General features: G+C 43.3%; 9 protein-coding genes and 2 tRNA genes. 4 read left to right on the top strand and 7 right to left on the bottom strand.

The features are described from left to right. Positions 1-6: 6 nt before the first annotated feature. From JMY01_RS07260 to JMY01_RS07245, 5 genes are all read right to left on the bottom strand, one after another. On the bottom strand, positions 7-1365 hold the full coding sequence (locus JMY01_RS07260) for a tyrosine-type recombinase/integrase (protein ID WP_068034987.1): 1359 nt from the start codon (positions 1363-1365) through the stop codon (positions 7-9). Between the two features lie 164 nt (positions 1366-1529). Beyond that, positions 1530-1616: transfer RNA gene (locus JMY01_RS07255), tRNA-Leu, on the bottom strand. Between the two features lie 124 nt (positions 1617-1740). Further along, positions 1741-1814 (bottom strand) — tRNA-Cys (locus tag JMY01_RS07250). A 311-nt stretch (positions 1815-2125) separates the two neighbouring features. Further along, on the bottom strand, positions 2126-2260 hold the full coding sequence (locus tag JMY01_RS14430) for a putative transporter small subunit (RefSeq protein ID WP_227677745.1): 135 nt from the start codon (positions 2258-2260) through the stop codon (positions 2126-2128). Between the two features lie 45 nt (positions 2261-2305). Then, entirely contained in the window at positions 2306-3955 is a 1650-nt protein-coding gene (locus JMY01_RS07245; protein ID WP_307781409.1) for a sodium:solute symporter family protein, read from the bottom strand. Between the two features lie 843 nt (positions 3956-4798). On the opposite strand from JMY01_RS07245, the gene folD reads away from it, so the two are divergent. Then, the gene (folD, locus tag JMY01_RS07240; RefSeq protein ID WP_201574935.1) at positions 4799-5671 is read left to right on the top strand and encodes a bifunctional methylenetetrahydrofolate dehydrogenase/methenyltetrahydrofolate cyclohydrolase FolD; all 873 of its coding nucleotides are present in this window, start codon (positions 4799-4801) and stop codon (positions 5669-5671) included. A gap of 156 nt (positions 5672-5827) precedes the next feature. Here the strand turns inward: folD and corA are convergent, their stop codons facing one another. Together corA and JMY01_RS07230 are read right to left on the bottom strand one after the other, a co-directional pair. Beyond that, the gene (gene corA, locus JMY01_RS07235) at positions 5828-7042 is read right to left on the bottom strand and encodes a magnesium/cobalt transporter CorA (protein WP_201574934.1); all 1215 of its coding nucleotides are present in this window, start codon (positions 7040-7042) and stop codon (positions 5828-5830) included. A gap of 136 nt (positions 7043-7178) precedes the next feature. Beyond that, the gene (locus tag JMY01_RS07230) at positions 7179-7568 is read right to left on the bottom strand and encodes a DUF2237 family protein (RefSeq protein ID WP_201574933.1); all 390 of its coding nucleotides are present in this window, start codon (positions 7566-7568) and stop codon (positions 7179-7181) included. Positions 7569-8181: 613 nt separating this feature from the next. On the opposite strand from JMY01_RS07230, the gene JMY01_RS07225 reads away from it, so the two are divergent. From JMY01_RS07225 to tnpB, 3 genes are all read left to right on the top strand, one after another. After that, entirely contained in the window at positions 8182-9423 is a 1242-nt protein-coding gene (locus JMY01_RS07225) for an ATP phosphoribosyltransferase regulatory subunit (protein ID WP_201577345.1), read from the top strand. Positions 9424-9635: 212 nt separating this feature from the next. Beyond that, positions 9636-10925: an adenylosuccinate synthase gene (locus JMY01_RS07220; RefSeq protein WP_201574932.1), complete on the top strand. Its 1290-nt coding sequence runs from the start codon at positions 9636-9638 to the stop codon at positions 10923-10925. A gap of 207 nt (positions 10926-11132) precedes the next feature. Beyond that, positions 11133-12275, top strand: coding sequence for an IS200/IS605 family element RNA-guided endonuclease TnpB (gene tnpB / locus JMY01_RS07215; RefSeq protein WP_201574931.1), 1143 nt, complete (start codon positions 11133-11135; stop codon positions 12273-12275). Positions 12276-12397 lie beyond the last annotated feature (122 nt).

Genomic DNA, 12397 nt, shown 5'->3' with positions numbered 1-12397 from the left:
TCAGTCTCAGGATTTACTCTTAAGCATTTCAAGCACTTTATCTTCTCCCAGCTGATCAATCAATATTTGCAGTTGCGCGTTAGAGTCAGCTTTGGTTTGCGCATCTGCTTTAAACTCTGCTGTATCTCTACCTTCTCTCAAAGCATCTAAATAGTCAGCCCATTTTTGCATCATTTCCGCACGATCATCAATGTACTCAAATCGACCGTAAGCCGTTCCATTAGGATCTTTCGTTGTATGACCCAGTGCCATCTCTACAAGCACTAGAGGGTACTTCAACTGCTCTTGCAGTATGGTCTTAGCCGTCGCTCTAAAGCCATGAGCACAATGTATATCTTTATAACCTAAATCCTTTAGACGCTTATTAGCAGTCGCATCAGAGATAATCTGATGCTTTTTTGCCGTCTGGCTAAAAAAGACATATTCAGTATGGCCATTAATCTTTTGCTGTTCGCGCAATATAGCCACAGCTTGACGAGGTAGGGGAACCACCATGTCCTTGACCATATTTACCTTGCCTTGACCCTTCAATGGCTTTAATTGCCACCTACCAGCCTCTAGGTCTAGATCTGCCCAGCGCATGCGCCTTAGGTCACCGTTACGCACAAAGAGTAAAGCTAATAGCCTAAGGGAATTTATGGTGTTTGGGTCACCTTCTATTGTCTCGATAGCTTTAAGTAATTTAGCCAAGTCCTTCGGTTTAGTAACCGCAGGACGATGACCGTAATTTGACTTAGCCAACTGGCTCTTAATGAGCGCCGCAGGATCGCTCGTACAGAAGCCTCGTGCTCCAGCATAGACAAACACATCACTGGCAATGCCAGCACAGCGTTCAGCCTTGTCTGTGGGCTTACCATCCTTGTTCAATGAGTTTGCTTGAATGTCTAACAGCACTTCAAGCATTTTAGGTGAGGTGATATCGCTGATTGGCTCGTCACCAATATATTTGCATATAAGCTCAAGACGACCTTTCTTACGAATGAGGGTATTGCTCTTCTGAGTCTGATCTAGACTGTCAAAATACTCCCAAGCAAAATGATTAAAAGAGTTTTTAGTTTTACTAATAATACTTTTCTTAATTTCTTCACGATGGAGTTTTGGGTCAATACCTTTGCTCAACAGATTTTCATACTCACGCCAAACTTCACAGGCACGAGCATACGAGATATTTGGATATATACCGATGGAGATAATGCTTTGTTTAGGATTGGAAGGTGGGTAGTATCGATACATCCATGACTTAGTCTCAGTAGGACGTACCATTAGGAAGAGTTTAGGATGATTTTTGACAGCAACGAAGTACTTTCTATCTTCAGGCTTATGGCTGCTGATGCTTCTGTCTGAACTGATCGCTTTTCTTTCCATATCCTAGATCTCCATGAGTAGACTCAAAACTCGGTATACTTGACAGTATACTCAAAGTGCATGGATTAGGATAGATTCATAGGACAGTATGGAACGTCAGATACAACAAAGCCCCTGATATCAGGGGCTTTAGCGACTTCAAAAAGAAGTATAGAACTATATAATGGTACCCGGAGCCGGACTTGAACCGGCACGCTATTGCTAGCGAGGGATTTTAAATCCCTTGTGTCTACCAATTTCACCACCCGGGCAAAACTTGTTTTATCTTTAATGTAAACTAGCTGATAGACCATCTAGTCACTAGATAAGTGGTCGCTATTATAAGCGGTTACGCTAATAATGCAAGCCTAAATTAACGTAAAGTTAATAAATAATTGGAGGCTGGAGTCGGAATCGAACCGGCGTTAACGGAGTTGCAGTCCGCTGCATGACCACTCTGCCATCCAGCCAATCAAGGTGGACTATATTAGCAAAGATAATTTAAATTACAAGTCATTTTTTAGCCAAAACCCAGTTATTTTAGCAAACAGGCGTTTTTAAGCACGCTAACGGTGCCTAGCCGTCATAAAAACACTGAAAATTGATATTTTATGCTTACTGTTTTTAACGCCTACTGCTAGATAATGGTACAAACCATAAGGCCACGCTATTTTGGTCAGCGTGGCCTTACTTAAAAACGCATCATCACTAAACGTATCACCACTAAAGTAGTACTTTGTGACGATGCTTAGGCTTATAAAGATTGCAACCAAGATAAAGGTTAAACAATGTCCTTATTTTGGCGGCGGGCCTTTTTTACATCACGGTAAGTTGCGGTGCAGATAAGTATCAACACGGCCAATGTGAGTGCAGGCCAAATTAAAATGTACAATCCGTATATAAACACATTATCCATATTAGCTCCTTATATAGTATTGGTCAGATGAGAATGACAAATGAGTTAGGCATTGGTTTTTGATCCTAGATTTGCTTTTGGTTTGTCATAATTGCCCACCCGCTTTTTGATCAAGTCAAAGTCAAAGTGCTCATCTCCCATGAGACTGACCACAACACAAACGATCGTACTGACGCCATAAGCGGTCAAAGAAGCGACCAAGACCATGTATTGACGTAAAAACCCTGTCGCATAGATGAGCATCAATATCAAAGTGATGGCAGCGGCAAGCATGCCTATCTTACGACCCAAGAAACCAAACACCATCAGACCGATGACGACAGCCGCACCGACACTTGCCATAACCTCAAAGAATAAAGCAGTAAAACCAGTGATTGGTATGAGCTCAAAACGCGCAATACAAAAGAAAATCAGTGCGACAATTACAGAGGAGGTAAAAGCAACATTGGTCACACGATTCCAGAACACACTGGCAATCACAGGGAAGACCACAGCACCCCATAGAGCACCTACAAATACCAGCATGACCAAAATATCAAGCTTAAAGCTGGCAAATATCAAACCTAAAACAGTGGCAACAATCATGGTCGTACGACCAACGAGTATCATTGTTTTGGGTTTCACCCGACCTTTGGAGATATTTTTACCATAGATATCAGCCATCATAATCGTTGACAGGGCGGACAAATCAGAATCGGCTGTCGATGATAGCGCGCCAATCACCAAAATGAAAAACAGTCCAATAAATACTGGATGTAAATAAGTACTCACCATCTGTGGTATCAAGTTGTTCATATCGCCATTCAGGGGTTCAATACCAACGGTCAGCGCCATGAGACCAATCATACCCAAACCAATGACGATGCCAGCGTAGCCGACAGTGGCTGTTAGAAAGGTGGATTTAATCTTCGTCTTTTCAATGGCAAATAAACGCTGAGTAATAGTTTGGTTACCAATGGCATAAGCCAATACCGCGACAAAATAAGGCGCTCCTTGTTGAAAAAACGCTTCAGATGAAAAGAAATCCTGCTGCTGCAGGGTGAGATTGGGTAGTCCGCTAACCATCGCTGAAGGGCCGCCCATCGAAAACAATATCAACGGAATAATGATAGCGCCAATTGCCATCAGGGCTATGAGCTGCGCAAAGTCAGTAAAGACAGAGGCACGGAAGCCAGACGTTAATGTATAGCTAAGCACGCCAACGCCTGCGACTATCACCCCAGTTTGGAAAGAGAGAGGTGATAGTACGGATACCAATGCACCAGCTGCAGTGAAGTTGACCATCAAGCTAATTAAGCTGCCCATAAGGTTAGATACTGCTAAAATTAATTGGCTTGATGATCCATGGCGAGCATTGATGAGTTCGCCTAATGTGTGTCCATTGGGTGCAAGCTCTCGAAAACGCTTACCAAATGGATAGATGAATAAAATCATCAAGGCGCCCCAAAAACCATAATGAATCGGCCCTGATACCCCATATTTGTATCCAGATGTGGCCGCTGCATAAAAGGACGCCGCCCAGATCCAAGTGGCTGTCATACTGGCCGCGCCCATACCGAAACCGACCCCATGACCTGCTACCATAAATCCAGAGGTGGTCTCCTTGTCTTTTTTAATCAATAAGGACAGTAAGTATGTACCACCATAAAACGCTAACAATAATAAAATAATAGTTAGCGCTGAGAATTGGAACAATGACTCAGTTTTCAAATTGATACCTCGCTATTGTTAACTATAAAAAGCTGACATCATCAAATATAATCTCAGCTCTTGATGATTGAATCAGCAGTCTATCGCTATCGAGAGTGGCAAAATTTGCATTATCAACTGGCCTTATTAACTATCAGTTATTAGAGCCAATCATTGGCGTGAAATCTAATAAGCGTGATGCGCTGGTACAGCTATGTACCAAACTATAGGCGCAGTCTATGGCTAGCGTTTGATAATGGCATTGCCATGATGCTGACAAACGATGCATTTGCATGTCGCGATAATGACTGCATACCAGCATTCATTACGATGTGGATGCTGGTTGATCTTGATAGGCATATTGGCAAAAGTAATTGGCCAACTGCAATTGATACATAAGAAGTAAGATCTATTGAGTTCATCAATAAAACTACAACTATGTTAAACATGTGTAACATTTATGGATAGTAAGGGTAACGTATTACCAGCTTAATCTCAAATCTCTTGATTTTTAGTTTTCAAACTGAATCGCACCGTCATTTGAATGCTTAAAAATAACGATATTGAGATAATAATATTCGCTTGAAGGTATCTATAAAGTAGGTCAGTTTCTGGGTATGTTTTTGCTTAAATCATATTGAATACTAGGCTTTTGGCGGCTAGACAGGTACAATACGCATGTTTAATTTGGTGCTGTTAATGGTTATATATTGATATTATTATGATCAATATATCGATTGACATTCATGTATGTAAAGACATATTTGCATGCCGATACATAGCTATTTCTAGCTAAAAAACCTGCCAGCGCTATTCATATTTTTTATCGCTTTCTCTATTGGAGTTACTATGTCGACTGCCCATGGGTCCGCTACCGTTTTGGACGGCAAAGCACTTGCTAAACAAATAGAACAGCTACTGCGCACACGCGTGGACGCCATCAAAGAAAAGACTGGACGCACACCAAGCCTTGCTACGATATTGGTCGGTGAAGATCCCGCTTCTGCCACTTATGTGCGTATGAAGGGCAATGCCTGCAAACGCGTCGGTATGGATTCTATTCGAGTAGAAATGCCAAGCGCGACGACCACAGAGCAGTTGATGGCTAAGATAGACGAGCTTAATAATAACCCAGACGTACATGGAATCTTGCTCCAGCATCCAGTACCTAGCCATATCGATGAGCGCGCTTGTTTTGAGCAGATTGACCTTGCAAAAGATGTGGATGGCGTGACTTGCTTGGGCTTTGGACGCATGAGTATGGGGGAGTCAGCCTATGGCTCATGTACCCCGCAAGGCATCATGCATTTATTAGCGCATCATGATATCGAGCTTGCTGGCAAGCAGGCAGTGGTGGTGGGGCGTAGTCCTATCTTAGGTAAGCCGATGGCGATGATGCTCCTGAATGCCAACTGCACAGTGACTATGTGTCATTCAAAAACCCAAGATTTGGCTGAGTATATTAAGCGTGCTGATATTGTCGTTGGAGCGGTAGGCGTGCCAGAGCTCATCAAAGCAGCCTGGATCAAAGAAGGCGCAGTCGTCATCGATGCAGGCTTCCATCCAACGGATGATGGCGGTGTCGGCGATATCGAAATGCGCGGCGTAGAAAACATCGCTAGTGCCTATACGCCAGTACCAGGCGGCGTAGGGCCGATGACCATTAATACCTTGATTCGTCAAACGGTTGAAGCGGCTGAGAAATCGGCAGGTCTGATCTAGCCAACCACTCAGCTAAAATAAAAAAGGGGCTAAATATAATATTTAGCCCCTTTTTATATTTAATTTTCTCAAGTGAATGGGTTATGTCGTTGCCAAAAATTATGCCAACTAGCTTACACCAAAAAGTTAGATAGTGGAGTATGTTGAGTGTATGACTTACAACCAACCCAAGCGCTTAAAGTTGTAGTATAAATAGCCGCATAATGAGCCGATGACTAACATGATGACAAGATATGAATATTCCCAGTGCAGCTCAGGCATAAAGTCAAAGTTCATACCATAGATCCCCGCTATGGCTGTCGGTACTGCCAATATACCCGCCCAAGCGGCAAGCTTACGTACGACCTCGTTCTGTCCCATATTGACCATGGCCATGTAGGTGTTCATCACCACGCTCAGCATCTCATTTAAGCCGTTGATGGCATCTAAAGAGTGTAACAAATGGTCATTCACGTCACGGAAGTAGGGTCTGGCTGCTTGCGAAAAAGGCGAGACTAAATCACTGTGGTTATGATTGATAAAAAAACTACAGATATCTTGGACTGGCAAGATAACCGCGCGCATATGTACCAACTGAGACTTCAATCCGTACAAATTGTGCAGCGTCTCTTTATTAAACTCATAAGTAAATATATTACGTTCTTGCTCACGTAAGTAGCTGCCTAAACGATCGGTGATAGGCATATAGTTATCGACGATAAAGTCAAGAATGGCATGCAAGACAAAGATAGGTCCCATGCGCAGTTTTTCAGGACGGCGGTGGCAATGGTCACGCACTGGAGCATAAGAGTTTGAGGGACCAGTGCGAATAGTAATTAGGTAGTTTTTACCCATAAAAATGGCGGTCGTACCATAGCGAATCACACTGCCTTCTAACTTTGCCGTCCGTATCACTAAGAAGATGGTGTCGTTATTATAGCTTTCTATCTTGGCGCGTTGATGATCTGCAAAAGCATCTTCAATCGCTAGCTCATGCAAATCAAACGCACTTTGTACTTCAGCGATGGTTTGAAGGCTAGGCTCATATAGACCGAGCCAGATGAACTGGCCGTTGTTGGTGAGTGCCTTGCTGACATCACTGATCGCTACCTGATTGAGTCGCTCGCCTGTCTTTCGAGAGTAAGAGTGACAGTTAACGATCTCATTGATGCTTAAAGGCTCAATGTCTTCATAGCGTTCAGCATCAGGGTCGTAGACCGTCATGGTCTCTAGGGTATCTTCTGCGGTTGCATCTGCATCGCCATAGATATAACTGTCATAATTGACCCGATAAGGGTGGTCACTGTTATTAACAGAATACAGATGATTGATATTGGAGTCAGGGGTGATACGTGTGGTCATCTTGATAGGCTGCTTGTCATCGTGATTCATATCACCTCCTGTCATATCGTATAAAAAAAATCGCTGCTGATGGCGTAAGCTACCAAGACGCCGCAGTTATAACTTATGATGTGTGTTGCCAGCCAGCGTAGATGCTACGCAGACAGGCTAAATGAAGTTTTTACATTTATAGGGCATAGCGCTTCAAAGTGTCGATATCGACTAGTGCTAACAAGCTTTCGTGACAAGCTTCAAGCTTAATCTGCGGGGCAACACCGAAGTCCAAAGCTTCGACCCAACGTAAAGCGCAGACACACCAGTAGTCGCCTGGCTTTAGACCAGGGAAGTTGTATTCAGGTAGCGGCGTGATTAAGTCATTGCCACGGCTGGCTGAAAAGTTCAAAAATTCACTGGTCATTTTGATGCAGACGGTATGTTGACCAACGTCATGATTGCCAGTATGGCAAAAGCCATTACGATAATAGCCAGTAATAGGGTCAAAGCAGCAGCTGGCAAGGGCAGTGCCCAGTACGTTGGTTTGATTGTCGGCTGGGTTAGGATGGTAGTCAGATGACATAGGGTCTCCGAGGTAGATGATATTATTATAGGGTTTGGTAAATGAATTAAGCGTATGCCCTCGCAATCGATAAATATCGCTATGCATGATGGCACCGTCAAATGTGGGTTAGTGTAACATGGGTTCGATAGGATATTGTCATACAAAACATTGCTATAAATTTCAAATGCTTGTCTACGGGTATCAAAAGCTAGCTGCGAACAGGGTTTAGGATAGATGCACTCTAATCATTTTAAGAGAGCATTCAGCTATCCATAACTTCCTATAACAACTAACCCTATATTGGCTGTAATTGTGACTAGGCGAAACTTGGCTGCTATGCTAAACTTAAAACTTAAAGTGCCTTGATCATTTATCGCATTAATTTAGTCGTTTTATCATTTCCATTTATGCTCATTATCCCTATTTTTTGGTATTACCTAGTTTGTTTATCATAATTGGGTCAATGATGGTGCGTTTAAAAAACACAGCTCATCATTAATGAGTTCATAAAAACACCCTTATAATGCCGCGTTTTTTTGGTAAGCGATACGCCAAACAAGGATTTATTGTGTCTGCAAGTTCTGAATCAGCTGTTCTCGACCTATCACGCTCTGAAAGCAATACCCAGTCTATGGATCATAGTACCGCATCTGGTGGTGCTCCACATTTAAGCAATTCTCATTTGAGTAACTTCAGTGCAGAGGTTGCCAATAGTTGGCTATTGCCTGATGGTGTCGTCGATGTGTTGTTTGAAGACGCACAAAAGCAAGAAGTGCTGCGTCATCAACTGACTCAGCAGCTCATTACGCATGGTTATCAACTGGTATGTCCACCGATGATCGAGTATACCGAGTCATTGCTGAGTGAGGCGTCAGAAGATCTTAAACGTCAGACTTTTAAGATTATTGACCAGCTGACGGGCCGCTTAATGGGCGTGCGCGCTGACATCACACCGCAGATTTTGCGTATTGATGCGCATCATGGAGGCGATGGTATTGCTCGTTATTGTTATGCAGGCGATGTGATTCATACCTTGCCATCAGGGCTATTTGGCTCACGTACGCCGCTACAGTTGGGTGCAGAGATATTTGGCTGTGCGTCGCTGAGTGCAGATATTGAGCTGATAGATGTGTTGTTTACGATGATAAACAACCTAAACATGAGTGCAGCGCTGCATATTGATTTGGGTCACGTAGCGATATTCAAGCGCTTAGCCATATTAGCAGAATTGCCTGATAGTGATACCAAACAGTTGATGCACTTATATGCGAATAAAAACCTACCAGAGTTGAAACGTGTCTGCCAAGCGCTGCCAATGGGTAAGGATTTTTATGCATTGGCGCGTTATGGGCACGATATGTCTCAATTGTTGGCCAAGCTATCAGATACGGCGCAGCAAGACACCGATATTGCCACCGCAGTCGATGAGCTGCAACGCTTAAAAGAGCATCTACAGCAGCAATGGCAGTGTGATGTCAGTATCGATATTACTGAGTTGTCAGGCTATCACTATCATACTGGTATCGTCTTCAATGGTTATATCAATAGTGAAACTCAGCCACTGGTTCGTGGTGGTCGGTTTGACGGTATGCAAATCCATAATGAAGAGCCAAGAGATGCTACCGGCTTTAGTATGGATGTCAGCCGTTTGCTCGCCCATACACATTTGGATGACCCCACAGTTGTGGTCATTAACTACAGCGATATGAGTCATGCTGATGGCTTGAAAACACAGGCTTTACAGCAGCAAGTAAAAAGCTTACGTCAGCAAGGTTGTCGTGTCACCATGCCGCTAAATGAGCATGATCGTCCCGTTGGGCTCACACATCGTTTAAGCATTATAGATGACCAGTGGCAGCTACAAGCCGTATAGCCAATCCATTATAAAAGAGTGACAGCGTTAACCTCGCTTGGTGTATTACTTATACATCTGTACTCGGTTGCCTTGACTCTCTTTCAAACTGAATCGACTATATAGCCAAATGCTATCTGGATTGAAAAACAACATCACTTTATAGATGTTTTAAAATTTTAAATTTACAAAGTTATCGTACACACCTCAATACATCATTGTAAGGATTAATCATGGGTAAGAACGTCGTAGTTTTAGGTAGCCAATGGGGCGATGAAGGTAAAGGAAAAATCGTTGACTTGCTCACCGAAAAAGCCTCAGCCGTTGCACGTTTCCAAGGCGGTCACAACGCAGGTCATACCTTGGTTGTCGATGGTAAAACCACTATTTTACACTTGATTCCCTCAGGTATCTTACGTGAAGGCGTCACTTGCTTCATCGGTAACGGTGTGGTGTTAGCGCCAGATGCCCTATTAAAAGAGATGAAAGAGCTAGAAGACAACAACGTACCGGTACGCGCGCGTCTGCGTATCTCGCCTAATTGCCCACTCATCATGCCATACCATGTGGCACTCGACCAAGCACGTGAAGCCAAACGCGGCACGGGTAAAATCGGTACGACTGGCCGCGGTATCGGTCCTGCGTACGAAGATAAGGTTGCTCGCCGTGCTATCAAGCTTGCTGACTTATTCCGTGCAGATCTAGAAGAAAAACTACGTAATTTAATCGAATATCATAACTTCCAACTGACTCAGTACTATAAGGTTGATGCCATCGATTTTGATGAGACTTTCAAGCTGTGCCAAGAGTGGAAAGAAGAGCTAACTGGTCTGGTCACTGATGTGACTGAAGATCTGAATCAGATGCGCCTTGAAGGTAAAAACTTGATGTTTGAAGGTGCTCAAGGTACGTTACTTGATATCGATCACGGTACTTATCCGTTTGTGACCAGCTCAAGCGTCACTGCAGGTGGCGTGTCTACTGGTACGGGTATCGGTCCACTGTATTTAGACTATGTACTTGGTATCACTAAAGCCTACACCACACGCGTTGGTAGCGGTCCGTTCCCAACTGAGTTGTTTGATGATGTTGGTGCACATTTAGCGCGAGTTGGCCATGAATTTGGTGCGACGACTGGACGTGCGCGTCGCTGTGGTTGGTTCGATGCCGAAGCGCTACGCCGTGCGGTGGTACTTAACTCTATGTCGGGTATCTGCTTGACCAAACTTGACGTGTTAGATGGTCTTGAAGAGCTACTCATTGGTATAGGCTATGATTTACCAGAGACTGAATGTGCAGGCGCGCATGATGCTGAATTCTATGAGTCAGTGACGCCAAGATACGAAACATTAGAAGGCTGGAGCGAGTCGACGGTTGGTATTACTAACTATGATGACTTGCCAGAAAATGCCAAAAAGTACATCAAGCGTATCGAAGCCTTGATTGACTGTCCTATCGATATCATCTCAACCGGTCCTGACCGTGAAGAGACGATCGTACTGCGCGATCCATATGATGCGTAAATAGATAGACCGAAAGCAGACTATTTTAAGCGAATAAATAGACCCCGATGCCTGAGCATGGGGGTTTATCATTTAAACACTGTCGCTGCTTAGGATTTATAGCATGTCTTACTGTTAATTTTACGTTTAACATTTCAGCGCAGAATTCCCCTACCTCTTAGGTGGCGGGATGAATGCGTCAGACTTTTGATATGGTACAATAGCTTCATGCCAAAGCAAATTCTAAAAGCCCATAAAGTCAGGCTGTACCCTAATGAAGAACAGCAAATATTCTTTGCCAAATCATTCGGCTGTACACGCTTTATCTGGAATAGGATGCTTAGTGACAAAATTGAGCATTATAAAAACACCAAGACCGAGCTTAAAAACACTCCAGCTCAATATAAGAAAGAGTTTGAGTGGCTCAAAGAAGTCGATAGCTTGGCACTGGCTAACGTCCAGCAAAATCTTAGAGCCGCTTATAGTAAATTCTTCAAAGGTTTTGGCTTCCCAAAATTCAAAAAAAAAGGACACCGCGACAGCTACACCACCAACAACCAAAAAGGCACAGTAGCGGTCACAAACAACACCGTCAAACTGCCTAAAATTGGTCATATTAAAGCCAAATTCCCAAGTATTATTAATGGCTTAATCAAGTCAGCGACCATCAGTAAAGAGCCTACAGGTAAGTATTTTGTCAGTTTACTGGTTGAAACGGTTGTCGAACCATTCACTAAAACACACTCAAAAGTAGGTATTGATTTAGGATTAACCGACTTTATCGTCTTATCGGATGGCACAAAAGTGGCTAATCCTAAGTTTTTATCGAAACTGCAAGATAGGCTTGCGCGAGAACAAAAGATATTAGCCAAACGTAGAGAAGTGGCCAAGGCCGATCAACGCAAGCTGTCAGACAGTCGTAATGACCAAAAGCAAAAAATTAAAGTTGCCAAAGTATATGAAAAAATAAGCAATGCCCGCAAAGACTTTCTACACAAACTCTCATTCAATCTCATCAAAAACCACGATGTGATTGCCATAGAGGATTTGAATGTAAAGGGTATGGTCAAGAACAAAAAACTGTCCAAAGCCATATCAGACAGCTCATGGTCAGCGTTTACCACCATGCTGGCTTATAAAGCAGACTGGTACGGTAAGCAGCTTGTTAAAATAGACAGATGGTATCCATCGTCTAAAACCTGCTCAGGGTGCGCTCATGTGCTAACTAAGGCTGATTTGCCGTTGTCATTAAGATCATGGGATTGCCCAAGTTGCTTGCAAAAAAATGATAGAGACATCAACGCCAGTATCAATATCCTCAATGAGGGTTTGAGACGGCAAGACTCAAAACCGTCGGTGCGACGGGGTTAGCTTAGTCCATTTGCCTAACCGCTGATACAGAATATCGTATCAAGTATGGGTATTACCTAAGAAACCCCTACCTCTTTAGGTAGTGGGTAGTTCATGTAAGAGACAATCATAAATTAACCCTA

It is taken from the genome of Psychrobacter sp. H8-1, assembly GCF_904846575.1.
GTDB lineage: Bacteria > Pseudomonadota > Gammaproteobacteria > Pseudomonadales > Moraxellaceae > Psychrobacter > Psychrobacter fulvigenes.
This window is presented reverse-complemented; position numbering and strand designations above follow the sequence as displayed.

Coding starts and splice junctions, on each gene's coding strand:
- JMY01_RS07220 (WP_201574932.1), top strand. CDS start 9,636: ATGGGTAAGAACGTCGTAGTTTTAGGTAGCCAATGGGGCGATGAAGGT.
- folD (WP_201574935.1), top strand. CDS start 4,799: ATGTCGACTGCCCATGGGTCCGCTACCGTTTTGGACGGCAAAGCACTT.
- JMY01_RS14430 (WP_227677745.1), bottom strand. CDS start 2,260: ATGGATAATGTGTTTATATACGGATTGTACATTTTAATTTGGCCTGCA.
- tnpB (WP_201574931.1), top strand. CDS start 11,133: ATGCCAAAGCAAATTCTAAAAGCCCATAAAGTCAGGCTGTACCCTAAT.
- JMY01_RS07230 (WP_201574933.1), bottom strand. CDS start 7,568: ATGTCATCTGACTACCATCCTAACCCAGCCGACAATCAAACCAACGTA.
- JMY01_RS07225 (WP_201577345.1), top strand. CDS start 8,182: ATGGATCATAGTACCGCATCTGGTGGTGCTCCACATTTAAGCAATTCT.
- JMY01_RS07260 (WP_068034987.1), bottom strand. CDS start 1,365: ATGGAAAGAAAAGCGATCAGTTCAGACAGAAGCATCAGCAGCCATAAG.
- corA (WP_201574934.1), bottom strand. CDS start 7,042: ATGAATCACGATGACAAGCAGCCTATCAAGATGACCACACGTATCACC.